Origin of the sequence: Lysinibacillus boronitolerans JCM 21713 = 10a = NBRC 103108 (assembly GCF_000772935.1) — a bacterium.
GTDB classification, from domain to species: Bacteria; Bacillota; Bacilli; order Bacillales_A; family Planococcaceae; genus Lysinibacillus; species Lysinibacillus boronitolerans.
Map to the genome: position 1 here is coordinate 42,329 of NZ_JPVR01000069.1, position 24,963 is coordinate 67,291.

Consider the following 24,963-nt stretch of genomic DNA (forward strand, 5'->3'; position numbering starts at 1 on the left):
CATCTAGCTTAAATTCTATCGAAAAAAGCTAGTAAATACTATCTATCTACCTTCACCTACCTATAAATAGGTTAATTTTATAACACAAAAAAGCAGCCTCTTCAGATAATGAAGAGGCTACAGATACCTTACTTAACTGGCATGGTGGTCCTGCTTTTTCGTCAAATTTCGCGCTTGTTTTAAATCTCTTTCTACACGGGCATTCAAACGCTTCTCTATCAACTTACCGACCCACCACAAAATAACAATGGCCACAGCTGCAATTATCAATCTCACTGGACTTGTCAAGAGTGATTTTAGATCATAGCCCAATACACTCATACCTAAAATCATGACAAACTTTCCTGCAAGTAAAACGATCAAGTAAAATTTTTTATGGATATGTGACAATCCCGCTACAATATTGACAATAACAGATGGTGTAAAAGGGAAACAGAGGAGGACAAACAAAGGGCTGATGCCATTCATATCCACCCATTTAATAAGCTTCTGTACTTTTTTACTACCTGTTAAAAATTGTAGTCGTGGATGCTTGCCAAAATGACGCACAAGTAAGAAAACCGCATAGGAGCCCGCTACAGAGCCTAGCCAAGATAATAAAAATCCTAACCATAAGCCAAATGCACTCGCATTCGCTACAACGAATACAACTAATGGTAAGAATGGTAAAAATGCCTCTAAAAAGGGGAGCAGTAAACCAATGATTGGGCCAAACGTTCGATACTGTGCCGCAACCTGTTCAATATTTTCTACAGTAAACCATTCACTCAACATCGACACCTCTATTTATACTGTAAAATTAAATGAAAAATTGTTAATCCTTCTGAAGTATTGCGATATTCATGGGGCTGATGCCCTGAGAATACTAGTGTGTCCCCTTCATCCAGTAATTCATGCATGTCTCCAGCAGAAATAACTGCTTGTCCTTTAATGACCATTACAGTTTCCTCTACCCCTTCTGTATGGGCTTCACTCCTACTAACAGCCCCGGGCTCCATTTCAACCTTATAAAACTCCCAGCCTCGCTCCGGATTATACGGAATAATGGAGTAAACACGATAGCGACCCTCATCCTCATCGACATGTGGTACATCTTTACTGCTATAACGCATGTAATGGGCAGTTGGCGGCTGTAATAATGAAGAGAACGATATACGCATACCCGCAGCAATTTTCCAAATTGTTGAAACAGTCGGATTGGCCTCACCCTTTTCAATTTGTGCAAGCTGTGCTTTACTGACACCTGTCGCTTTGGCCACATCATCAAGACTTAAATGACGTTGCTGTCTAATTTTCTTTAATTGAAATGCTAAATTTCGACTCATTTGTTCCATTTTTACTCACCAATTTCTATTGTTTATTTTATCAGACATATGTATACTTTAATAAACATTAAGAACTATCAAACAATTCCATCAATAGTATACATGGAAATTATTAAGAAAGGATGACCTATTTATGACAAGTACAACAGAGCTTCAACACGGTGATGCAACAAGCTCTTCCAACGACAGTTTTTTACAAGGCGTGAAAGATTGTGTACCTACATTACTCGGTTATATTAGTATAGGACTAGCATTTGGGGTTGTAGGTTCCGCTTCAGGGTTATCTGTCCTTGAAATCGCACTATTAACGATATTGATTTACGCAGGCTCTGCACAATTTATTTTTTGTGCACTTCTTTTAACAAGTAGCCCTGCCTCTGCTATCATTGTAACCATTTTTGTAGTGAATTTACGCCATTTATTAATGAGTTTAACATTAGCACCTCATTTTACGCGTTATTCCATGCTTAGAAATGTAGGCTTCGGTACATTATTAACGGATGAAACCTTTGGGGTAGCCGTAACAAAGCAAATGCAAACAGGTAAATTATACGGTAAATGGATGGATGGGTTAAACTTAACAGCCTACATCTTCTGGATTCTTTCCTGTGTTACAGGTGCCTTTTTAGGACAGTGGGTAGCAAATCCTGAAAAATGGGGCTTAGATTTTGCCTTGATTGCCATGTTTGTTGCACTTTTAGTTTTGCAATTGAGCAGCGTTGGCAAAAGTAAAATCATGCAATATATCAAATTAATCGGCTATATGGCGGTTATTATGTACGGTCTTTCTTATGTAGTCCCTTCACATGTGGCTGTGCTTCTGGCTACCGTGATTGTCGCAACAATTGGGGTGGTGACAGATAAATGACAACAACTTCTTATATGGTCTGGCTTATTATTGGCTGCGCACTTGTAACATGGCTACCACGTGTCATTCCATTTATTTTTGTGCGTAGTGTAACACTACCTGATGTTGTGCTAAAATGGCTTAGTTTTATTCCTGTTTGTATATTAAGTGCTCTTGTCATTGAAAATTTAATAGACACTGAAAGCGGCAAAGTAGTGTCACTTGATTGGCAAGTCTTTATTACATTTGTTCCTACACTTATTATTGCCCTTGTCACAAAAAGCTTATCGATTACAGTAGTTGCAGGAGTAATCATTATGGCAGCTGTGCGATTTTTCATGTAAAAAGGTCAGTCCCCCTGGACTGACCTTTCTTATTTATTCATTTTACTTGCTAGCCAAAAGCCTACTGTTAATGAAAATGCATCAATAACGAAAATAATAGGTGGGGATGTATAGCCTGCATATACTGAGGCAGCAATAAGTGCAATCGCTAATATCAATGCAACATAGCGATTATAGGTAATTCTGGTGAATAATAATACCAATATAGCTGGTATGAATAATGCTAACATCATTTTCCCAAAAACGTCCATTATACTTCCCTCGGCTCAGCTAATAATAGTCCAATACGGTAATGATCATTACTATAAATCACATGTTGCGTTAAACGTAATTCATTGTTTCGGTCTAAAACCTCTAGACGACAATGAGCTGCATTTAATTGCAGTGCCTCGTATAACTCATTTTCTGTAAAAATTGACACACCATTTACCTTGCGAATACATTCCCCAGCAAGTAAGCCCATTTTCTCAGCAGGTGAATCAGGAAGAACGGCTGCAATAATAGCACCCTTGGTACTCGGCGCTACTGCATAATGATCTGTTTTTTCCTGCTGTGCAAAGTAGATAGCAATTATAATACGGATAATTACACCAACAGCAAGTGTAATGAACCCAATCACTGGCTCAAAATATGCAGCCAATCCTCCTATTAAAATAAGCTGTCCTAGTAAAAAGACAGGTCGGCCAATTTTTGGATACATTAATGCTGGTAATTCCTTTCTTGTCAGTTTAGTAAAGCCAATGACAAGTGGAAATAACACAAGCGCAAAGCTATTATGACCTATCGTAAACTGAGGCCAATATGGGAACATCGCCGAAATCGCCTCACCAGGAATAACAAAGAAAATAGGTAATACCCACACATTTCTTGAACGATAGACAATTGCCTGCATACCCCTCTTCGTTTTCTCAATACACGGTGTTGACACCTTCATCGCCATACGTCGAATTAATAACCCTTCTGCAATGACACAAAGGCCCGCAAGAATGGTAATTGTCACAATTGCGCCATTCTCTAATTGGACAGCACCTAATGAAATTTTCCACCAGGAAAATGACCAATTGTAATAGGACATACCCCATATGGAAAGTGTGGCAATCCCCATTGTCAAAATAGGTGACATTGCATTCATGACAAATAAGATAAGTGCCACTATAGAAACTGCCGTTAAAATGATTAAAAATTCCTTTGGGACAGTTAGACCTGCTCCAATACTAATGACAGAAATAATTAGTGCATAGAGCCACCCATCTTTCCATTGTCCGATTAACTCCGTCCAGCCCCAAATAATACGTCTATTAAAGTATTTACGCTCCTGTTTTACTCGACGATAACCTAAAATAATAGCAAATATTATGACTATATACAGTAATGGGTTGAGTAAAAAGCGGCCAATCGCTGTTACTATTTCTATTAATATCTCACTAACCATACGAACACCCGCCATTTCTATCTTGAATACTATGAATTTATTGTATCAAAGGACTACACGCTTGCGTAGTACAAACTCATAGAAAGCTTTGTATTATGGTATTTTTGTTCTGTCAGTAAGTTTTATTGTTCAATCGTATGCAGTAAAAAACTAGTGGCCATTTGGAATTGCTGGTCATTTTGACGATCAGCTTTAAAATCCTTTAATGTTTCGTTTAAACTATTAAAGAAAGTCGTATCCATATAAAATTCATCTTCTGCTAGCTTTAATTTTTTCTGTTTACGATAAAGGTTAACGGCCTCTGCAGTCGTTTCATCCATATAGCCATCTAAACGATCGATTTGATAACCTAGTTTCTGTAAGGCATTTTGTGAATAGGAAATCTCTTCACTCATATCGCCCACTTTAAACTTACCTGTTAGTGGATGAAGTTGAAAAGCAAATAATTCATTTTGCTCGATCATTAAACTGGCTTCAATGCCCTGCCCATGAATCCATTCGCGCTTTGGTGTTAGCCATTTATTGGTTGATAATTTAAGCTCCCCACCATTGGAAAGCTCCCAAGATTCTTGTACAGTCCCTTTTCCAAAGCTCTTAACCCCAACAAGTGAAGCGCGTCCCCAGCCTTTTAAAGCACCGCTTAATACTTCACTAGCAGATGCACTACCTTGATTTTGTAACACAACAATGGGAATTTTATTCATCGTTTCTATATATTTTTGATCGAAGCCTTTTGTTTGTGTTTTTAATGGTTCCATAGCACCTTCCGCATTTTGCATATATGCAAATACTTTGCCATTGTCCAATACTGTGCTCAGTAGCGCTGCGACGCTATGTAAATAACCACCTGGATTATCCCGTACATCGATTACAATTCCTTCCACATCTTTACGAAGTAATTTACTCGTTTCAGCCACCCATTCATTAGCGGTTTTTTCACCGAATAAGGAGATCACCACATAGCCAATAGCTGTATCTTCTACCTTCACAACCTCACTGGTAACCGTTTTATTAGAAATGGCTGCGCGCTCCATCGTCATCTTAATATGCTTATCTTCACTTGGACGATAGACAACAATGGTTACTTTCGTTCCCTTTTCACCTTGAATTAAATGCATTAATTCACTCATCGTTTTTCCATCTATTCGTACCCCATCAACTTGTACAATTTCATCGAGTGAACGCATCCCTGCTTTCTCTGCTGGGGATGAACGAACAGGTGACACAACGATAAACTTTCCTTTATTTTCCGTCAGTTCAATACCGATGCCTACTCGTTCCTCAGCCAACATTTGCCGATGTTGCTCAGCCTCTTCCTTGGAGTAATACGTGCTATAAGGATCTTTAATGGCATCAGCCATACCACGAAGAGCCCCCTCCACCAATGCATCCTTTTTTGTACTATATACTGATTTCTCTTCAATGAGTGTCATAGCCTCACCAATAGTATCAACCTCCGTAACAGGCTCCTTTTTATCGCCAATATTAAACCAATCAAAGTAAATACCACTGCCCACCACCAAACTACTAAGTAGGACTCCGACACCGGCTGTTAATTTGCGCAAATCTTCCCTCCTCCGTCTCTTTTACTGTATGACTCTATTTTTTCAAACATACAAAATTACCTTTCAAAATTATAAAGAGAGAATATTTCACTTTACACATGCATGATGATTGCTGATTCGCAGGAATGTACCTTGGTTTCGAGGGTATTCAACATGCTTCCGCGACTCAACTTGACTTCATAGAAAATAAAAAAATCTGCTCGTTTCTACTATAGAAAACGAGCAGATTTTTATGAATCAATCTAGTGCATCTACATAATCATTTAACATATCCACATCCATTGGTCCTCTGATGGCGCGTTGAATGTAGCCGTTGGAATCAATAAAATAAGTGGTTGGAATTGTGATGACTTGATAATTTAAGCCAGCTTCATTGGCTGGGTCCAGTAAAATGGGGAACGTTAGCTCAAAGCTATCTCTAAATGTCATCACTGTATCCACTTTGGCATCAGCGGTCACATCACGTTCAGCATCTGTTAAATTGACCGCAATAATTTCAACGTTTTTCTCTTTTGCATACTCATCATAGAAGCTTTGCATATGTGGCATTTCCGCCTTACAAGGTGGGCACCATGTCGCCCAGAAATTTAAAACAACTTTTTTTCCACGAAGATCACTTAATGTGATATCTTCCCCGTCTAAGCTTGTTAAGGTGAAATCAGGCGGTATATTGCCTTTACCTAAGCCGGTTTCTGACTCCTCCATATCCTTACCTAGAGCCGATTTATCAATGGCACGTTCTTCGTCAATTTGTTGTTTTACATATGTACCAATCATCGCAACCACTAATAGCACAACGATCAGCAGCCCAATATTTTTTTTCATTTCTTACCTCCCACATTGATTCGTTCATGCTGAATGATTAAACCCAAACTAAGTAGTATTAAACTAACAGCCACAGCTGTTTGCCATATACCAAGTGGCTGTAAGAAAGCCACTATCAAATAGCTTAATGTATAGAGTAATAAAGCTTGTTTCACTGCTATTAGTTTCCATAATATGAGGAGTGTGACCACACTTAGCACAGCTAATGTTATAACTTCACTCGATGTGTTATTGTCATTAAGTAGCACAGCAAGCATTTGATAAATGGATTGGGTTAAAATAATAGCCCAGCTACCAGCTAGCATCTCTTGTTCCTCAAGCTGTAGACGCTGTCGCTTTCTCCATATTTGTAAGGATGCTACGATAACACCAAGATAAACACCCAATGTTCCGCCATTAAAATAAAGCAATGTGATTGGATTGCTTATAACCGTTCTGAAATCTGTTACAAGCAAACTTAACTTCCAAACAATAATAAACGTGAAAATGGCGTCACTATATAACTCAGACAACCTTTTAGAAAATTGTAAGCGCAGGATCAGCCACACAATAAAAAAAGTAATAAGTAAAGCGACTGCGGTAGCTGGTAAAGTTAATGTTCGGATCGAGTACCACTCTGTATTTATCATTCCAACGAATCCTCCTCCGAAAGCATAGCATAGAACCTTTTTAAAAAAGAATATTTCACATTGTTTTAAGAAAATCTTCAGAAATAACAACAATAAAAATACCCCACTATGTATATATTCATCATAACATTAATTAGAATCTTATAATAGCGATGAAACTTTCATTGGAATATTTCGTAAAATGATAAAAGGGGAGAGGGAGATATGCTTTCAAAGCGACTTATACTATGGATTGCCGCCATTTTTCTCGGCATTAGTATTCTGATGCTGTATTCAGAGTATCAAACGAAGAATTTGCTACAAGATTTTTTCCCTAATAAGGATCTTGAAGAAATAGTAAATAAGATGACAATTTGGGAAGTTGGCAATGGTACCAATAAAAGCTTGGCTATTATCAATCGTGACGATCCACGATTAGAGGATATGCGTTTAGCCTTAAGTACTTGGGAAGTAAAAAGAACCTTATTAAATAACAAAAAAGCTGATGTTGTCTATCAATTGGACATTACTTACTATGACCATACATTAAAAATATTTTTCTACAATAATGGCTTATTGGCGATAGATGGGCAAACCTATAAACTGGTGAATGGTGAAACATTCGATGAAATATTAAAAGCTATACACTAGAAAACGCTAGTGTATAGCTTTTATGTTTACAATGGAATATATTTCAGTGGATTAACACTGCCGACTGCTTGTCCTTTCCAAGGTCCAATATGCACTTCGAAGTGTAAGTGTGGGCCAGTAGAGCGACCTGTACTACCCATCGCTGCTATTTGCTGACCTTGTGTTACTTCTTGTCCTACACTAACATTAAATGCACTTAAATGTGCATAAACGGTTGTATAAATTTGTCCATCGATTGAGTGCGTCACAATGACAACATTACCATACGAACTAAGTGGGGCTGCGTAAGAAACAACCCCATCTGCTGCTGCCCATATTGGTGTTCCTGTTGCATTTGCAAGATCGACACCATAATGGAATTCAGGTCCTGCTCCAAGATTTCGCCAACCATATGGTGATGTTAAGCGACCATTCGTTGGTTTAATCCATGTTCCGTTTGATTGAGGTGCATGGACTGTACCACCAGATGATCCGCCACCATTGTTAGCAGCAGCAGCTGCTGCCGCGGCCGCTGCGGCTGCTTTACGTTTCGCCTCTTGTTGACGCGCAATTTCAGCCAAACGATTTTGTTCAGCAATAATTTGATCTTGCAATTCCTGACTTACTTCTAAAGCCTCTGAGTACTCTTTTTCAAGTAATACTTTTTCTGATTTCAGCTTTTCTTGCTCTTTTTCTAATTGATCGACTAGTTTATTTTTCTCAGCTTTTTGACTATCTAATGATGCTTTTAATCGTTCAAGCTCAGCTTTTTTATCTTCTAAGTTTTTACGCTTCTCTTCTACAATTTGCTTTTGCTCTTCTAATTTTTGTTTATCATCTTTTTGATCTTGAATAATTTGACGATCCGCTTCCAATAATGCATTAACTGCAGAGAAACGATCAATAAAGTCTACAAAACTATTAGAGCCAAGCAATACATCTAAATAACTAACAGAGCCCCCTGCTTGAATCGCACGTGCACGTTCTTGTAACAATAAATCGCGCTCTTCAATTTTATGCAAAAGCTCTTCGATAGACGCTTCTAACTTTTTAATTTCCTCATTTGTTGCCCGAATATCTGCTTGTACTTTTTTAATATTACTATTAGTTTTGTCGATTTCAGCGTTCAATGCTTGAATTTGATCTAAGATTTGTTGTTGCTTTTCTTGATTTGCTGTAATTGCATTTGATTTATTGCTGATAGATGAATTTAACTGATTCTTTTTTGTTTCAACTTGTTTCTTTTCTTCTTTTAAATCCGATAAACTTGTTGCATATGCTGATGGAGTTTGGATAAAAAGAATTAGAGCAGATGCAGCTGCAAGTGTTTTCAATGTGTTTTTCGCCTTACTTTTCACCGATTGAACTCCCCTTCGACTATTCTTTTCTTTTTCACAAATATCCGTTGTGATTAAATTTTTAAAAACTTACGTACTGACATGAAGCTTCCCCAAATACCGATCAGAACACCAATGAGTAACAGAAGACCGCTTACCTGATACACAAGTGGGGAAAAGTCTAGTAATTGAACAAGCTCTCCTTGTAAACGTGGAGCAATAATTTTATATATATTGTGGTAAAGGGTTGTGACAACCGCAATCGGAATAATAGAACCTAAAATCCCAAGCCACATGCCTTCTAATAGGAATGGGATACGCACAAATGAATTCGTAGCCCCTACAAGTTTCATAATTTCTATTTCATCACGACGAGCTATAATCGTTATACGAATTGTATTTGAAATTAAGAAAATTGCTGTAAATAATAACCCTAAAATAAGTACGATTCCTACATTACGACTAATATTTAAGAAGTTAAATAGTTTTTCTACTTTTCCTTCGCCATACATCACGTCATATGTATACTCATATTTATCAATAGCTTTCGCAACTTTTGCTGTTTGCTGTGGATCAGCAGCTTTTACATAAATAACATTACGTAATGGGTTACTTTGTTCAAAGAGTTTAAAATCATCACCGAAGTCTTTTACTAGCTTGGTTAACTCATCTTCCTTAGTGGAATAAGTCATCTCGGAGACACCAGGCAATTTTTTGACTTTTTCGATGAGAACTTTTTCCGCAGCTTCATCTGCTGTCTCATCAATTAACACTTTAATTTCGACATCATTTTCTAAATCCGTTGCTACTTTATTTAAATTCATCATAATAAGCGCAAAAACACCTACTAGAATGAGCGTAACGGTTACGGCACTGACAGAGGCAATGGTCATCCAACTATTTCGACCAAGTGATTTGATACTTTCCCGGAAGTGGCGCTTTACTGTACTAAATTTCATAGCCGTATTCACCTCCGTGTTCATCACGGACAATTAAGCCGCCTTCAATTGCAATAACACGACGACGAATCGTATTTACAATTTCACGGTTATGGGTCGCCATTACAATCGTTGTCCCACGTGCATTAATTTCCTCAAACAAATTCATGATTTCCCATGATGTTTCAGGATCAAGGTTCCCTGTAGGTTCGTCTGCAATCACCACTTTTGGAACATTGACGATCGAACGAGCAATCGATACCCGTTGCTGCTCTCCGCCTGAAAGCTCATTTGGAAACATTCTTGCTTTATGCTTCAATCCAACTAGTTCTAACACTTCCATAACTCTACGTCGAATTTCATCTGGCTTTTCTTCAATTACTTCAAGCGCAAACGCTACATTCTCATAAACGTTCAAACGAGGTAATAATTTGAAGTCCTGGAAAACTACACCAAGTTGACGGCGCAAAAAAGGGACCTTCTTATTCTTTAAAGTTGCTAAATCAATACCATTAACAATAATTTGTCCTGATGTTGCCTTTTCTTCACGGTACATCAATTTAATAAATGTAGACTTACCTGCCCCACTTGGACCGACTACATACACAAATTCGCCTTGCTTTATATTAACCGAAATACCATTTGTCGCAACAACACCGTTTGGGTATTTCTTTGTCACATTTTTCATTTCTATCATGATTAAACCACCTAAAACTCTCATCTATGTAAGAGGTATTTCTTTTACCATTATAGCACTCTATTTCTGTTTTTTTATTACAGTTTCATTTCAATCCGTGGCAGTTCCTTCTATTTCGTTCTTTCCTTGCCATTATCCTTAAGAAAATGACAAAAATGAAAACAAGATTCGCCTCTTTATGCAAGGTCGAATCTTGTTTGACAAGAAAAAAAGCATTCAAGCTTTAACTTGAATGCTCCTACTGTTAAATTTGTTGTTCATCTGTTGTTGTGTAGCGCACTAAGACAGCACCTGTTTTTGATTCGCCTTCGATGAATAAACGATTCGCATTTTCAACTTCTTTGTCGAAGCGGACTACCTTGGATAGGAATTGATCTTGTGACTCCATTTTAGAAACATCCTGGATACCCACATCCACTTTACCAAAATTTGTGACCACTTTGCCGCTCAATGAAATTGTTCGTGGAACATATAATTCCACTGCTCCAGCGACTGTTTGAGCTTTAATTTTAGATGAATTTGTCGAGCATGTTGTCACGACTACATGTCCATTAACCGACTTAGCTTCCACTTCATCCAAAGCACCATCCAAATAAACACGCCCATTCAATGTCTCAGCCTCTAAATCCTTACCTCGAACATTCGTTAATTCAATGGAGCCATTAGAAGAATCCACTTCCGCTTTTCCGAAATTAATTTTCGTTCCTTTAATGGCACCGTTTAACGTTTTCACTTTTAATTCTTCAAATTCTTTATCCTGTAATGAAACACTACCATTCATTAGGCGCACAGATAATTTTTCAAGCTTATCCTTAGGTACTAGCACCTTCACATTGACTTGAACAAGCTTTAATTGGCTCAAAATACGAAGTGATTGCGCTTCCTCTTTCACAACAAATTGCTCTAAAAAGTGATTGCGAGTTTCTTCTTCGCTATCGTTCATCAAAGGTGCCTTTACCTTGCAGATCACTTGAATAGTATCGCCTTCACCGGATTCCAATGAGAAGTTACCATTAGGTAATTCAACGATAATATTGTCTACATTGGCAGCAGCCACTTCTTCTGTATGGGTAAATTCAATTTTATCTCCGAATGGAGAAGCAACATCAAATTCCTTCACTTTTTTAACAGCCGTATTCATCATATCCATAAAAAGAGAACCGATTTGCGTTAAATCCTTACGAAAATCTTGCATTTCATCTTGGAAGTATTTCATAAAATCATCTTTTTTCTTGTCACCATCTTTTGATTTTTCTTCAAATAATGGCTCTTTTTCACTTGAAAAGGATTGCGTCTCTTTTGACACATCATTCATAACATGTTGAGTAGACTTGCCAGGTTGCTCTAATGCTTCTAATAATGTAATCGCCTCTTGTGCCGAAATTGTTCCTTTTTCTACAAGTTCTAAAATTCGTTGACGTTCATTTTGCATAAATAAATAGCCTCCCTCAGTTCGTTATACTATTTATACGATTCATCATGTGAAAAGTTTCACTGCAAAATTGAATAAATTGGGTCTTTTCATTACAACATCGTCAGGCTTTTACCTATGAAGATTTTATTGCTCGTTTTTTAGATTAGTTGGATCACTTCCGGCCTCTGTTTAAGCTGGTTCTTCCCATTTTGGATCATTTTCAATCTGGATTAAGCGACTTTCTCCACTTTAAGATCATCCTTCAATCCAGATTGATCATTTCCGTTCAAATGTAAATCCATTAAGATTTAGAAGCTTCTGCTAGCAATGCATCCATTCTCATACGATCACGTTCCAGGATTGGTTTTAAGTATTTGCCTGTATAGGAGCCAGCTACTTCTACTACCTCTTCAGGTGTACCAGTTGCAACAATCGTACCACCTTTGTCTCCACCTTCTGGACCTAAGTCGATGATATAATCAGCTGTTTTAATCACATCTAAGTTATGCTCAATAACTAATACCGAATCACCGTTTTCAACAAGACGCTGCAACACGACAAGTAAACGAGCAATATCATCGGCATGTAATCCTGTTGTTGGTTCATCTAAAATATAGAAGGATTTCCCTGTTGAGCGTCGATGTAATTCAGAGGCTAGTTTTACACGCTGTGCCTCTCCACCCGATAAGGTTGTGGCTGGTTGACCTAATTTCATATAGCCCAAACCAACATCAACAATCGTTTGTAGCTTACGCTGGATCTTTGGAATATTTTCAAAGAACACTACTGCATTCTCAATCGTCATATCGAGAATATCTGCAATACTCTTATCTTTATACTTCACTTCAAGTGTTTCACGGTTATACCGTTTGCCGTGACATACTTCACATGGTACATAAACATCTGGAAGGAAATGCATTTCAATTTTAATAATGCCGTCGCCACGACATGCTTCACAGCGACCGCCCTTGACATTAAAGCTAAAGCGTCCTTTTTTGTAGCCTCGTACCTTTGCTTCATTTGTTGCTGCGAAAACATCGCGAATATCATCAAAAACACCTGTATAAGTTGCTGGGTTTGAACGAGGTGTACGCCCAATTGGCGATTGATCAATATCAATTACTTTTTCAAGCTCATCGATGCCTGTCACTTCTTTATGCTCGCCAGGCTTAACCTTTGAACGATTCAGCTTCTGTGCCAAAGATTTATATAAAATTTCATTAATCAGTGTCGATTTCCCTGAACCAGAGACACCTGTCACTGCTACAAATAAGCCTAGTGGAACATCTACTTTAACATTGCGTAAATTATTTTCCTTGGCACCTTTAATGGAGAGCTTTCGACCATTTGGTTGGCGTCTTTCTATTGGTAAAGGAATAAACTTTCTACCACTTAAATATTGTCCAGTTAAAGATTTTTCATTATTCATAACTTCCTGCGGTGTACCTGCTGCCACAATTTGCCCGCCATGAACGCCTGCTCCAGGTCCTACATCGATGAGATAATCGGCTGCAAGCATCGTATCTTCATCGTGCTCTACCACTATTAGCGTATTTCCTATGTCACGCATATTTTGTAACGTGCTAATCAGCCGATCATTATCACGCTGATGCAAACCAATCGAAGGCTCATCTAAAATATAGAGGACCCCCGTTAATCGTGAACCAATTTGCGTAGCAAGTCGAATACGTTGCGCCTCTCCACCAGATAATGTACCTGCTGCACGACTCAATGTTAAATAGTCTAAACCAACATTCACAAGGAAGCCCAATCGTTCTTCGATTTCTCGTAAAACTAATCGAGCAATTTGCATATCCTTTTCAGAGAGATCAAGCTCTTTGAAGAATGTGTCTGCTTCCTGAATCGAATATTGGGTAACCTCACCAATATGCTTATCGGCTACTTTCACTGCTAACGTTTCAGGTTTTAAACGATACCCTTTACATGAAGGGCAAGCCTGCTGTGCCATGTATTTTTCCATCTGCTCACGCACATAATCGGATGTTGTCTCTTTAAAACGACGCTCAACATTGCGCACCACACCCTCAAATTCGATCATCTGATCTCGCACATTGCCAAACTCATTTTCATAATGGAAGTGAATCTTGTCTTTTCCAGAGCCATATAAAACCTTATCCATCTTTTCCTTCGGCAAATCCTTCACAGGCACGTCCATTGGAATATCGTAATGATCACATACAGCTTTTAATAATTGTGGGTAGTACTGCGAACTTGTTGGTTCCCATGGTGCGATGGCATGCTCTAGCAAGGAACGATCCCAATCAGGTACCACTAAATCTAAATCCACCTCTTGTGTCGAACCTAAGCCATCACAGCTTGGACAAGCACCGAATGGACTATTAAATGAAAACATACGAGGCTCTAATTCACCTATCGAAAAACCACATAATGGGCAGGCATGATGCTCACTAAATAGTAACTCTTCATGTTCCATCACATCGACAAGCACACGTCCATCTGCCAGACGTAAAGCCGTTTCTAAAGAATCACTCAGACGAGCTGCAACACCTTCCTTCATAACAACACGGTCCACTACTACTTCGATGGAATGCTTTTTATTTTTATCAAGTTCGATAGCATCATCTAAATCACGCAATTCCCCATCAATTCGTACACGAACAAACCCCTGCTTTTTTAAATCTTCTAGTAGTTTAACATGGGTACCCTTACGTCCAGAAACCATTGGTGCAAGGAGCTGCATCTTAGTTCTCTCAGGATAGGTTAATAAACGATCCACCATTTGCTCAATCGTTTGGGAAGTGATTTCTATGCCATGATTTGGACAAATCGGTTTACCAATACGTGCATAAAGTAAACGTAGGTAATCATAGATTTCCGTTACCGTACCGACAGTAGATCGTGGGTTACGACTAGTTGTTTTTTGGTCAATGGAAATAGCAGGCGACAAGCCTTCTATTGCATCGACATCTGGTTTATCCATTTGTCCAAGAAATTGGCGGGCATAGGCGGAGAGGGACTCAACATAACGACGTTGGCCCTCCGCATAAATTGTGTCAAATGCTAGAGAAGACTTTCCAGAGCCTGATAATCCTGTTAAAACGACTAATTGGTCACGTGGAATTGTGACATTGATATTTTTTAAATTATGAGCACGTGCGCCTTGCACGACAATTTCAGTATTTTTCACAAGTCATTCACCCTTCTACCTTCAATTCAAATATTGTATCTCGCAACTCAGCCGCACGTTCAAAATCAAGCGCTTTTGCTGCTTCCTTCATTTCGACTTCTAGGGAAGCTAAGAGCTGTTCTCTTTCCGCCTTTGTTAGCTTTTTGCCTTTTGTTGCCTTTGTTACATAGGATTCCTCTTCTTCTGCTACTTGTGTTGCACGTATCACATCTGGGATTTTCTTAATGATCGTTTGAGGTGTTATGCCATGCTCCTCGTTATAAGCCATTTGTAATGCACGACGACGTTGCGTTTCATCAATCGCCTTTCTCATCGAGTCTGTTATATGATCCGCATACATAATGACATGACCATTCGCGTTACGAGCAGCACGACCAATGGTTTGAATCAATGAACGTTCTGAACGTAAAAATCCTTCTTTATCAGCATCTAAAATCGCCACAAGGGACACCTCAGGGATATCAAGACCTTCACGCAATAGATTAATACCTATTAGTACATCATATGTTCCTTTGCGTAGCTCACGGATAATTTCAATACGTTCTAGTGTCTTAATTTCTGAATGTAAATATTCAACTTTTAAGCCCATTTCCTTCAGGTAAGCCGTTAAATCCTCAGACATTTTCTTCGTTAGCGTTGTCACTAAAACTCGCTCATCACGCGCAATTCGATCTTGTATTTCATCAATTAAATTATCGATTTGCCCTTCGATAGGACGTACATCAATTAATGGATCTAATAATCCAGTTGGTCGGATAATTTGCTCTACCATTTCTGGTGTATGCTCCAGCTCATATGGACCTGGTGTGGCTGATACATAAATGGCTTGATGTACACGGTTTTCATACTCTTCAAAACGTAATGGACGATTATCTAAAGCAGATGGCAAGCGGAAGCCGTGTTCCACGAGCACACCTTTACGCGCTTGGTCACCATTGTACATTCCTCGAACCTGTGGGAGTGTTACGTGACTTTCATCGACCACAAGCAAAAAGTCATCAGGGAAGTAATCTAGCAAAGTATATGGAGTGGCCCCTGCCTCACGCAATGTTAAATGACGTGAATAGTTTTCAATTCCAGAGCAAAAGCCCATTTCACGCATCATCTCTAAATCATAACGTGTACGTTGCTCTAAACGCTGTGCCTCTAGTAATTTATCTTCTGATCGTAATAATGCAAGTCGTTCCTCTAATTCTTTTTCAATGTTTTCAATTGCTTTTCGCATTTTTTCTTCTCGTGTAACGAAGTGGGATGCTGGGAAAATAGCCACATGCTCTCGATCCGATAAAATCTCTCCAGTTAGTGCATCTACTTCACGAATGCGATCAATTTCATCACCGAAAAATTCCACCCGAATACAATGCTCATCACGAGAGGCTGGGAAGATTTCCACTACATCTCCACGTACCCGAAATGTTCCGCGAGTAAAACTAACATCATTACGCTCATACTGAACGTCTACAAGCTTGCGCAGTAGCTGATTACGTTCAATTTCCATACCTGTACGAATGGAAACAACCATTTCTCGATATTCTTCGGGAGAACCTAAACCATAAATGCAGGACACAGATGCAATAATAATGACATCCTCACGCTCAAACAATGCAGAGGTAGCAGAGTGACGCAGCTTATCAATTTCATCGTTAATGCTAGAGTCTTTTTCTATATAGGTATCTGTCTGCGGTACATAAGCTTCTGGCTGGTAGTAATCATAGTAGCTGACAAAATATTCAACGGCGTTATTTGGGAAGAACTCTTTAAATTCACTATATAGCTGGCCAGCTAACGTTTTATTGTGTGCCATGATTAGTGTTGGTTTTTTGACTTGCTGGATGACATTCGAAATGGTAAACGTCTTACCTGTTCCAGTAGCACCAAGCAATGTTTGATGACGTTTGCCTGCTTTCACACCCTCCACTAATTCCGCAATGGCCTGTGGCTGATCCCCGTTAGGCTGATATGGCGCTTGTAAATCAAATGTTTGCACTCATGTCCCCATCCTTTCCTTCCAATTTGTACATATATTTTAGCATAGCAATATTAAAATTTCGAACATTTAACGAACGAATGTTTGTAAAAATTTTTTTCATCTCTAAAATTTTTAATACATAACATGGCGTTCAATTTAACTTTTTACTCTTATAATAGCCGTTTTATCAGGTTTTCAAGCTTCATCGGTGGATGATTTTCCCTGTTCAGAGTGATGATTATTGCTTTTGGAGCGAGGTCACTTCTTTTTGAGCGGTTATCTCACTGTTATGATCGGAAGACTTTACTTTCCGAGCAGCTTTCACTCTTTTATGAGCGGGTCCTCTGCTTTTGGAGTGAAGTCTACATTCCCGCACATATTTTCAAAATCAAAAAAATCCCACTCTCCAATAGATATGGAGAGCGGGTTCGTCAATATGATTCATCTTCTGTTTGCTGTAAGGAAGTTAGTTCGGATGCGTATTGATAAAATGCGTTTTCATCTTTTTCATCGAGTGCTCTATCTATCAGAACCATGAGCTGCTCTTGCCGATGCATACGCTGGATACGATTTAAAAATAAATCTAAATAAATCTCGTTTAATAATTTCTCTGCCTCATCAACTTTTTTCGACTGACCAACGGCTTTCAGAAAATCTGTATACGAATAATATTTATCCAACGATCTCACCTCGATCCTTTTCTAAATTATATGAAAATTGAATTTAAAAAGCAATGCTTACGATTCGAAAATATCTTGGATTAGCTATTAATCCATTTATATTTAGAGCAAATTCTCTAAGCATTTCGTGCTTTTCTGAACGATTTTCAACTATTTCATCCAATTTAAGAAAGTCATATTCTGTTTTACACTACCGTTATCACTAGAAAAAAGGAGGCACTCCCTATATGACAACTAACTTTGTAAACGGCTACTTAATTTCATTCAATACTTATTTGCTGCAACCTATTCAGCATGACTCCAAAGTCTTCACGCATGTGATTGATAAGCATAATGAGCTGATTGTTACACGCAAACCGATGCATGTCCTTCGAAAATCCTGCCTCTCATTAGGATCAACCTATGAAGCCGCAAAACAATCGGCTAAACGTTTTTTTGGCAATCAACACAAGCTACCAATCGTCGTGGCCTTTGATTACGGTTATCCCTGTATTTTTCTGCCCACTTTTTCACCCAGCTCCATTCACAATATATGGATAGGGCTTCATGCAATTATTAATATTACTCCTAGTGAAATGGGGTGTATTGTAACATTAAAAAATAATAAACAAATTGAATTGCCTATCCGATATGCATCCATTAGTAAACAGTTTCTTAACGCTTCTATGCTGTATAAATATTACATGAGTGAACGAAAACAACTGAGCCAAGATGCACCCTATCATCCACCCTTTTAACAAAAATCCCCCAAGAGCTTCTTACTCTTGGGGGAATCTGTCGATTAATTTATTTTTGAACGTAGATAGGCATTTATAAATGGATCTAAATCGCCATCCATCACTGCACCCACATTACCTGTTTCTTCATTTGTACGATGATCCTTCACCATCGAGTAAGGGTGGAAGACATACGAACGAATTTGGGAGCCCCAGCCTATTTCTTTTTGCTCACCACGTATTTCATCTAATTGTGCTTGCTGTTTATCAAGTTCTAATTGATATAGCTTCCCTTTTAACATCGTCATCGCTTTTTCACGGTTTTTAATCTGGGAGCGCTCAGCCTGACATTGAACGATCGTACCAGTAGGAATATGCGTTATACGAACGGCAGAATCTGTCGTATTAATATGTTGACCACCTGCCCCTGTTGCACGATACGTATCAATTTTTAAATCCTCTGTACGAATATCGATTTCAATATTGTCGTCAAACTCTGGCATAACATCACAGGAAACGAAAGACGTATGACGGCGGCCAGACGAATCGAATGGAGAAATACGTACTAGACGATGGACACCCTTTTCCGCTTGTAAATAACCGAAAGCATTGTGACCTTTAATCGACAATGTTACAGATTTAATCCCAGCTTCATCTCCTGGTAGATAGTCCACTGTTTCCACTTTAAATCCACGCTTCTCTGCCCATCGTGTATACATACGTAATAGCATTGAGCCCCAGTCCTGTGATTCCGTACCACCAGCACCAGGATGTAGCTCTAAAATGGCATTGTTTTGATCGTATGGGCCACTTAGCAGTAATTGTAGCTCGAAATCAGCCATCTTTTGTTGGAATTCTGCTAGTTCTTTGCCTAGCTCTTCTTGTAATTCTTCGTCTGGTTCTTCACGTAAAAGTTCCAGTGTCATATCTAAATTTTCATGTGTTTCCACTAAATCTTTATATTCATTGACAATTGCTTTTAAGCCATTTCCTTCATTGATAATCACCTGAGCACCCTGCTGATCATCCCAAAAGCCTGGCTCTAGCATCATTTCATCTAGCTCCTGAATACGTGCCTCTTTGTTCTCTAAGTCAAAGAGACCCCCTAAAGTCCGCCAATTTTTTGGCTGTAGTGTCTAACACATTGCGTACATCTGCTAATTCAATCATCGTTAAATCCTCCGAACGTTAGTCATGGAGCTAACACTTTATTCATAAAGCCCCGTATCTTTTTATTATAACGTTTTTATAAAGGAAAACATACTATCTAGCAGATGTTTTGTGGTAGTAAGTTAACTATCCTGCGTCTCGTCCTCAAACATATTCTTGGCAAGACGTTGAAATACTTTCACACGATCATACTGAACAAGTAAATATTTTGTTCGTTTCTCTAGTCTATATTTTAATAAAAAAGCTCTTTGAATCCGAGACTCTAACGCATTGACACTGACATCCACAATAAATTCCATGCCATTCATAAAGGTAACCTTTGTCCTCTTTTTATCCACAGCGACATAGTCATCTATATGATGGACAGCGAACCAGATACAGTCAGGATGTAGAGGAGACCTACTAGGGAACCATAAAATATTACAACGCTCATGCACGACAATAGGATTTTTATTAAGCTTGCCTAGGATCATTTTCGAACCATCGAACGCTCCTCTTAAACTAGAACCAAAATAACGCAGATTAAAGTCCAATAATTTCGTTGGTGGTAGCGTAGAAATATACTCATTATTTTTCTCATACACCTGCGTACATAAATTTCCAAAGGAATCATACACAGGCATATACATCATTGTTTCACTATTCATAATATCTTTTTTATGCATCTATAGTCCCCCTTTATACATTTTATGTTGCTTCCAGTCAAAATAAAAAGGAATATACTAATATGCGTACATTCCCGCTATTTTAATGAGTAAGATTGCTTGAAAATTCCGATCCTCCTTAAGACTTAGTATCACAATCAAAAATTCAGGATAATAATAGGATAAATTACTTGTACTATATACCTATTATTACAGCTATTGTATACCCATATTTTTCAATTGTCTATAAATTCTGACTATTTATACTAAAATTTCTTCAATTTTAAGCTAGTTTAAAAAGAAAAAATCATTTCAACACGTAGTTAAAATGATTTTTTCACCTAGATATTATTGAGCCGTACCATGACAATTTTTAAATTTCTTACCACTTCCACATGGACATAAATCATTACGACCAATGTTTTCAGCCTTACGTACAGGTTGCTTTTTCGGAGCGGAGCCACCTTCTTCTTTCGGATTAACAGCCTGCCCCTTCGCCACCTCTTCACGCTCAAGATTATTGCGAATTTCTGCTTTCATTGCATATTTCGCAACATCCTCACGAATAGAGGCTACCATATCCTCAAACATCGCAAAGCCTTCTTGTTGATATTCACGTAGTGGATCGTTTTGACCATACGCACGCAGATGGATACCTTGGCGTAGTTGATCCATTGCATCAATATGATCAATCCATTTTGTATCGATTGATCGTAATAAAATAACCTTTTCAAACTCACGCATACGCTCTGGTGTCAGTTCTGCCTCTTTTTCATCATAACGAACATGAACAGCATCAGAGATTAACTGATTAATATCTTCAGCAGACTTGCCTTGGAAATCAGATACTTTAAGTTGACCTTCCTCTAAAAGATTGGCCGCTACAAAGTCTTCAATAGCCTTTAGGTTCCAATCCTTCTGCTCACCTTGAGTATACAGGCTAACAACATTATCGATTGTTTCTTGAATCATAGACTCAACAAGCACACGCATATTTTCTGTTTCCAGCACATCATAACGCTCTTTATAAATAATCTCACGTTGCTGACGTAGTACATCGTCATATTGTAATAATCGTTTACGCGCATCAAAGTTATTACCTTCGACACGTTTCTGTGCTGATTCTACAGCTCTCGACACAACTTTAGATTGCAATGGCTGGGAATCATCCATACCTAAGCGCATCATCATCGACTTCATATTATCAGAGCCAAAACGACGCATTAAATCATCCTCTAGGGATAGGTAGAATTGTGTAACCCCAGGATTCCCTTGACGACCAGAACGTCCACGAAGCTGATTATCAATACGACGTGATTCATGTCGCTCTGTACCGATTACCGCTAAACCGCCAATTTCGAGTACTCCTTCGCCAGGTTTAATATCTGTACCACGTCCAGCCATGTTTGTTGCAATTGTCACTGCACCCTTGGTACCAGCGTTCGCAATAATTTCAGCTTCACGTTCATGGTTTTTCGCATTTAACACATTATGAGGAATTTTATGTTTATCCAATAGTTTTGAAATAATCTCAGATGTTTCAATAGCAACTGTACCAACAAGAACAGGTTGACCAGCTCTATGACGCTCTGCGATATCAGCAGCAACTGCTTTATATTTCCCTTCCATCGTTGCAAAAATCAAGTCAGCACGATCATCACGAGCAATTGGTTTATTCGTTGGAATAGCGACAACATTCATATTGTAAATATTGCGGAATTCCTCTTCCTCTGTTTTCGCTGTACCTGTCATCCCTGCAAGCTTTTGATACATACGGAAGTAGTTTTGGAAGGTAATTGTCGCCATTGTCATCGATTCATTTTGAATCTCAACGCCTTCTTTAGCTTCAATTGCTTGGTGTAAGCCATCAGAATAACGACGACCCTTCATCAAACGACCAGTAAAGCCATCAACGATCACAATTTCGCCATCCTGCACAACATAATCGACATCATTATGCATACTGACATGCGCCTTTAATGATTGATTGATCGCATGATTTAAACGAACATGTGTCAAATCAAATAGATTATCGATGCCAAATGCTTTTTCTGCCTTTTCCACACCTGCATCTGTTAACGTAACACCTTTTGTTGACTCTTCATACGTATAGTCTGTCTCTGCATTTAACATACGTACAAAGGCATTCGATTGTTTATAAAGCTGTGCTGATTTCCCAGCCTGACCCGAAATAATTAATGGTGTACGCGCTTCATCAATTAAGATCGAGTCCACCTCATCAATGACAGCATAGTGTAATGGACGTTGTACACGTTCCTCTTTGTAAAGCACCATGTTATCACGTAAGTAGTCAAATCCTAGCTCATTGTTTGTACTATACGTAATATCAGCCTCATAAGCAGTTCGTTTTTCATCTTTTGAAAGGCTATTCAGGTTTAGCCCAACAGATAAGCCTAAGAAATTATAAAGTTGTCCCATTTCAGCAGCATCACGACTCGCTAGGTATTCATTGACTGTTACAACATGTACACCTTTACCAGTGATAGCATTCAAATAAACAGCCATTGTCGCTGTTAAAGTTTTACCTTCCCCGGTTTTCATCTCCGCGATATTCCCCTCATCAAGAGCAGCAGCCCCCATGATTTGAACACGGAATGGATACATCTCTAATACACGTTTTGAAGCTTCTCGACAAACAGCAAACGCTTCGGCACGAATCGACTCTAAATGCTCACCCTCAGCATAGCGTTTTTTAAATTCATCTGTTTTCGCTTGTAGTTGATCATCTGAAAGCTGTTCCATTTGAGAAGCGAATCCCTCAACTTGGTCAGCGATTTTTTCTAATTTTTTTAACTCACGTTTATTGAAATCAAATAATTTATTTAATAGGTTTGCCATGAATGTTTTTCACTTCCTATATAGATTCAACTTTCATTTTACCATTGTGTAACAGTTTCATGCAAACTGTCACCTCGGGTACATATGATTGTCATACAAAAAAAGACCCTCGCCATCGCGAGAGCCTTTGTCATCATGAAGTTTTAAGTAGTTTCAATTAAGCCATATTTTCCATCTTTACGCTTATATACAATATTTGTGCCGTTCGATTCAGCATCAGTAAAGACATAAAAATCATGTCCAAGCATATTCATTTGTAGAACTGCCTCTTCTTGATCCATAGGTTTTAAATCAAATTGCTTTGTACGAACAATTGAGTATTCTTCTTCCTCTGACACAGCATCAGCGGCTGCTTGAGTAGTAGCAAAATAAAGGCCTGCACCTTCACGCTCGCGGAATTTACGGTTTACTTTTGTTTTATGTTTGCGGATCTGACGCTCTAATTTATCAACAATTAGATCAACAGCAGCATACATATCATTATGACGCTCTTCAGCACGAAGAGTTAGGTTCTTCATTGGAATAGTGACTTCCACTTTAGTTTGTTTGTCATTGTAAACCTTTAAATTGACATTAGCGTTGGCATTAACATCTTCGTTAAAATAGCGTTCAACTTTATCGATTTTGTTCTCAACATACTCTCGAATAGCTGGAGTTACCTCAATATTTTCACCACGAATGTTAAAGTTTAACATGTAAACTCCTCCTTTATAACTGCTATACTATCTATTTCTACACAAGTGTGTGAAATTCCTCTAAAATCATTCTTTTTTTTACAAAAAATTTTTTATAAATTTTATAAATTATTATTTTGTTTTTTCGCTTCAGCTGCTTCCTTTTTTCGTCGAAGCTTTAATTCTTCAACAATCAAATCTTCCACGGGAGCTTGATTATTGAAATAGATGCCATATTGCTTGCCGTTACCAAATGGACGACTCCAAATCACTTCTCCATAAGCGCGAACTTCTTGTGTATCAAGCACAAAATGGATATCTAATGGAGGAGGGTTTATACCTAAATCCACTTCCGTAAACATCTTTAATCCACGTGGACTAATATCCAACAAGTCAGCCATAGCGGTTTGTCCATGATTGACCTTTCCATTCTCATAAATAGCAAAAGTTATTTGAATAGGCTCCTTAAATTTAAAACGGAAACCTTCTTGACGCTTAAAGATCATATTCCCACCCCAGTACTCTTTTAAACATGTTTATTGCTTTGATTATGCCATGATGCCCAACTTACAGCTACAGGGAATAAGTAACATATTTTACCGTTGAATAGCCTAATTTATGACTATTTCGTGATAAAAACGATTTAACAAAAAAGAGACCATCTCTTTCGATGGTCTCTAATTGTGTCTAAATTTGTCCGCTGTTTCCCTGACCAAATTGCTGTTGTCGATTAATGCGAATTACTTCCTTCCACGTATCGCGAAATTCCGTCACCAATCCTTCCACTTCTTCAATAATGGCTACATCATTTTGAATGTTGGCTTCTACTAAACGATGATTCATATATTCGTAAAGAGGTAGCATTTGTTTCGAAATCTCAATATCCATATTGAGTGTAGACATCAGTTCACTAATAATCGCCTGAGCTTTTTGAATGTTTGTATTTTTCTCTTGAATATTCTTATCTTGGATAGCTTGTTTCGCCTTATGCAAGAATTTCAAGCATCCATTATAAAGCATTAATGTCAGTTCGCCAGGTGAAGCTGTAGTCACACTATTTTGTTTATACGCGTTTTGTGCTGTTAAATTTGCTGCCAATAAAGGACAACTCCTTTGAAAG

Annotated in this window: 24 protein-coding genes; 4 read left to right on the forward strand and 20 right to left on the reverse strand. The window is 38.3% G+C overall.

Annotated features, from left to right (window positions below):
* Window positions 1-132 precede the first annotated feature (132 nt).
* Window positions 133-771: a TVP38/TMEM64 family protein gene (locus tag CD31_RS07950; protein ID WP_081977475.1), complete on the reverse strand. Its 639-nt coding sequence runs from the start codon at window positions 769-771 to the stop codon at window positions 133-135.
* 11 nt (window positions 772-782) lie between these two features.
* Complete coding sequence (locus tag CD31_RS07955) at window positions 783-1,334, reverse strand: helix-turn-helix domain-containing protein (RefSeq protein ID WP_016992183.1); 552 nt, start codon at window positions 1,332-1,334, stop codon at window positions 783-785.
* A 124-nt stretch (window positions 1,335-1,458) separates the two neighbouring features.
* Between CD31_RS07955 and CD31_RS07960 the strand changes: the two genes are divergently transcribed.
* Complete coding sequence (locus CD31_RS07960) at window positions 1,459-2,193, forward strand: AzlC family ABC transporter permease (RefSeq protein ID WP_036076700.1); 735 nt, start codon at window positions 1,459-1,461, stop codon at window positions 2,191-2,193.
* On the forward strand, window positions 2,190-2,516 hold the full coding sequence (locus CD31_RS07965; RefSeq protein WP_036076702.1) for an AzlD domain-containing protein: 327 nt from the start codon (window positions 2,190-2,192) through the stop codon (window positions 2,514-2,516). The genes CD31_RS07960 and CD31_RS07965 overlap by 4 nt, the downstream gene beginning before the upstream one ends.
* A 29-nt stretch (window positions 2,517-2,545) precedes the next feature.
* On the opposite strand, the gene CD31_RS07970 is transcribed toward CD31_RS07965, so the two are convergent.
* The 5 genes from CD31_RS07970 to CD31_RS07990 form a co-directional block, all read right to left on the reverse strand.
* Window positions 2,546-2,767 (reverse strand): DUF2198 family protein, encoded by a 222-nt coding sequence (locus tag CD31_RS07970; RefSeq protein ID WP_036076704.1) that lies wholly within the window; start codon window positions 2,765-2,767, stop codon window positions 2,546-2,548.
* Complete coding sequence (locus CD31_RS07975) at window positions 2,767-3,948, reverse strand: PDZ domain-containing protein (protein ID WP_036076706.1); 1,182 nt, start codon at window positions 3,946-3,948, stop codon at window positions 2,767-2,769. Before CD31_RS07975 ends, CD31_RS07970 begins: the two co-directional genes overlap by 1 nt.
* Before the next feature lie 122 nt (window positions 3,949-4,070).
* Window positions 4,071-5,513: a S41 family peptidase gene (locus tag CD31_RS07980; RefSeq protein WP_016991518.1), complete on the reverse strand. Its 1,443-nt coding sequence runs from the start codon at window positions 5,511-5,513 to the stop codon at window positions 4,071-4,073.
* A gap of 237 nt (window positions 5,514-5,750) precedes the next feature.
* On the reverse strand, window positions 5,751-6,338 hold the full coding sequence (locus CD31_RS07985; RefSeq protein WP_036076709.1) for a peroxiredoxin family protein: 588 nt from the start codon (window positions 6,336-6,338) through the stop codon (window positions 5,751-5,753).
* A complete protein-coding gene (locus CD31_RS07990) occupies window positions 6,335-6,967 on the reverse strand; it encodes a hypothetical protein (protein WP_036076712.1) in 633 nt (210 codons plus the stop codon). The genes CD31_RS07985 and CD31_RS07990 overlap by 4 nt, the downstream gene beginning before the upstream one ends.
* 204 nt (window positions 6,968-7,171) lie before the next feature.
* On the opposite strand from CD31_RS07990, the gene CD31_RS07995 reads away from it, so the two are divergent.
* Complete coding sequence (locus CD31_RS07995) at window positions 7,172-7,597, forward strand: hypothetical protein (protein WP_244905059.1); 426 nt, start codon at window positions 7,172-7,174, stop codon at window positions 7,595-7,597.
* Between the two features lie 26 nt (window positions 7,598-7,623).
* Here the strand turns inward: CD31_RS07995 and CD31_RS08000 are convergent, their stop codons facing one another.
* The 7 genes from CD31_RS08000 to CD31_RS08030 form a co-directional block, all read right to left on the reverse strand.
* Entirely contained in the window at window positions 7,624-8,934 is a 1,311-nt protein-coding gene (locus CD31_RS08000) for a murein hydrolase activator EnvC family protein (protein ID WP_036076714.1), read from the reverse strand.
* A gap of 53 nt (window positions 8,935-8,987) precedes the next feature.
* Entirely contained in the window at window positions 8,988-9,872 is an 885-nt protein-coding gene (gene ftsX, locus CD31_RS08005) for a permease-like cell division protein FtsX (protein WP_016991523.1), read from the reverse strand.
* A complete protein-coding gene (ftsE, locus tag CD31_RS08010) occupies window positions 9,862-10,548 on the reverse strand; it encodes a cell division ATP-binding protein FtsE (RefSeq protein WP_016991524.1) in 687 nt (228 codons plus the stop codon). Before ftsE ends, ftsX begins: the two co-directional genes overlap by 11 nt.
* Before the next feature lie 244 nt (window positions 10,549-10,792).
* Complete coding sequence (locus CD31_RS08015; protein ID WP_036076716.1) at window positions 10,793-11,980, reverse strand: DUF4097 family beta strand repeat-containing protein; 1,188 nt, start codon at window positions 11,978-11,980, stop codon at window positions 10,793-10,795.
* A gap of 283 nt (window positions 11,981-12,263) precedes the next feature.
* Window positions 12,264-15,131, reverse strand: coding sequence for an excinuclease ABC subunit UvrA (uvrA, locus tag CD31_RS08020; protein ID WP_036076718.1), 2,868 nt, complete (start codon window positions 15,129-15,131; stop codon window positions 12,264-12,266).
* Between the two features lie 7 nt (window positions 15,132-15,138).
* Window positions 15,139-17,118 (reverse strand): excinuclease ABC subunit UvrB, encoded by a 1,980-nt coding sequence (uvrB, locus tag CD31_RS08025; protein ID WP_036076720.1) that lies wholly within the window; start codon window positions 17,116-17,118, stop codon window positions 15,139-15,141.
* A gap of 413 nt (window positions 17,119-17,531) precedes the next feature.
* On the reverse strand, window positions 17,532-17,780 hold the full coding sequence (locus CD31_RS08030; RefSeq protein ID WP_004227526.1) for an IDEAL domain-containing protein: 249 nt from the start codon (window positions 17,778-17,780) through the stop codon (window positions 17,532-17,534).
* A 227-nt stretch (window positions 17,781-18,007) separates the two neighbouring features.
* On the opposite strand from CD31_RS08030, the gene CD31_RS08035 reads away from it, so the two are divergent.
* Window positions 18,008-18,517 carry a competence protein ComK gene (locus CD31_RS08035; protein ID WP_016991526.1) on the forward strand — a complete coding sequence of 170 codons (510 nt, stop codon included), beginning with the start codon at window positions 18,008-18,010 and terminating at the stop codon, window positions 18,515-18,517.
* Between the two features lie 44 nt (window positions 18,518-18,561).
* Here the strand turns inward: CD31_RS08035 and prfB are convergent.
* The 6 genes from prfB to fliS all read right to left on the reverse strand — a co-directional run bounded on the left by prfB (window position 18,562) and on the right by fliS (window position 24,941).
* A protein-coding gene (gene prfB / locus CD31_RS08040; RefSeq protein WP_237497242.1) for a peptide chain release factor 2 occupies window positions 18,562-19,666 on the reverse strand; the annotation gives its coding sequence in 2 pieces (ribosomal slippage) (window positions 18,562-19,590 and window positions 19,592-19,666; 1,104 coding nt in all).
* A 122-nt stretch (window positions 19,667-19,788) separates the two neighbouring features.
* The gene (locus tag CD31_RS08045) at window positions 19,789-20,331 is read right to left on the reverse strand and encodes a competence protein ComK (protein WP_016991527.1); all 543 of its coding nucleotides are present in this window, start codon (window positions 20,329-20,331) and stop codon (window positions 19,789-19,791) included.
* A 327-nt stretch (window positions 20,332-20,658) separates the two neighbouring features.
* Window positions 20,659-23,169, reverse strand: a complete 2,511-nt coding sequence (secA, locus tag CD31_RS08050; protein ID WP_036076721.1) for a preprotein translocase subunit SecA — start codon at window positions 23,167-23,169, stop codon at window positions 20,659-20,661.
* Window positions 23,170-23,312: 143 nt separating this feature from the next.
* Complete coding sequence (hpf, locus tag CD31_RS08055) at window positions 23,313-23,864, reverse strand: ribosome hibernation-promoting factor, HPF/YfiA family (protein ID WP_004227537.1); 552 nt, start codon at window positions 23,862-23,864, stop codon at window positions 23,313-23,315.
* 101 nt (window positions 23,865-23,965) lie between these two features.
* Window positions 23,966-24,349: a PilZ domain-containing protein gene (locus tag CD31_RS08060; RefSeq protein ID WP_036076722.1), complete on the reverse strand. Its 384-nt coding sequence runs from the start codon at window positions 24,347-24,349 to the stop codon at window positions 23,966-23,968.
* 181 nt (window positions 24,350-24,530) lie between these two features.
* Entirely contained in the window at window positions 24,531-24,941 is a 411-nt protein-coding gene (gene fliS / locus CD31_RS08065; protein ID WP_004227541.1) for a flagellar export chaperone FliS, read from the reverse strand.
* Window positions 24,942-24,963 lie beyond the last annotated feature (22 nt).

Excerpts from the sequence above, each read along its gene's own strand:
- CD31_RS08015 (WP_036076716.1), bottom strand. The coding sequence starts at position 11,980 with ATGCAAAATGAACGTCAACGAATTTTAGAACTTGTAGAAAAAGGAACA.
- ftsE (WP_016991524.1), bottom strand. The coding sequence starts at position 10,548 with ATGATAGAAATGAAAAATGTGACAAAGAAATACCCAAACGGTGTTGTT.
- CD31_RS08035 (WP_016991526.1), top strand. The coding sequence starts at position 18,008 with ATGACAACTAACTTTGTAAACGGCTACTTAATTTCATTCAATACTTAT.
- CD31_RS07955 (WP_016992183.1), bottom strand. The coding sequence starts at position 1,334 with ATGGAACAAATGAGTCGAAATTTAGCATTTCAATTAAAGAAAATTAGA.
- CD31_RS08045 (WP_016991527.1), bottom strand. The coding sequence starts at position 20,331 with ATGCATAAAAAAGATATTATGAATAGTGAAACAATGATGTATATGCCT.
- CD31_RS07985 (WP_036076709.1), bottom strand. The coding sequence starts at position 6,338 with ATGAAAAAAAATATTGGGCTGCTGATCGTTGTGCTATTAGTGGTTGCG.
- CD31_RS07995 (WP_244905059.1), top strand. The coding sequence starts at position 7,172 with ATGCTTTCAAAGCGACTTATACTATGGATTGCCGCCATTTTTCTCGGC.
- CD31_RS07975 (WP_036076706.1), bottom strand. The coding sequence starts at position 3,948 with ATGGTTAGTGAGATATTAATAGAAATAGTAACAGCGATTGGCCGCTTT.
- CD31_RS07965 (WP_036076702.1), top strand. The coding sequence starts at position 2,190 with ATGACAACAACTTCTTATATGGTCTGGCTTATTATTGGCTGCGCACTT.
- CD31_RS07970 (WP_036076704.1), bottom strand. The coding sequence starts at position 2,767 with ATGGACGTTTTTGGGAAAATGATGTTAGCATTATTCATACCAGCTATA.
- CD31_RS08060 (WP_036076722.1), bottom strand. The coding sequence starts at position 24,349 with ATGATCTTTAAGCGTCAAGAAGGTTTCCGTTTTAAATTTAAGGAGCCT.
- secA (WP_036076721.1), bottom strand. The coding sequence starts at position 23,169 with ATGGCAAACCTATTAAATAAATTATTTGATTTCAATAAACGTGAGTTA.
- ftsX (WP_016991523.1), bottom strand. The coding sequence starts at position 9,872 with ATGAAATTTAGTACAGTAAAGCGCCACTTCCGGGAAAGTATCAAATCA.
- CD31_RS07990 (WP_036076712.1), bottom strand. The coding sequence starts at position 6,967 with ATGATAAATACAGAGTGGTACTCGATCCGAACATTAACTTTACCAGCT.
- hpf (WP_004227537.1), bottom strand. The coding sequence starts at position 23,864 with ATGTTAAACTTTAACATTCGTGGTGAAAATATTGAGGTAACTCCAGCT.
- CD31_RS07960 (WP_036076700.1), top strand. The coding sequence starts at position 1,459 with ATGACAAGTACAACAGAGCTTCAACACGGTGATGCAACAAGCTCTTCC.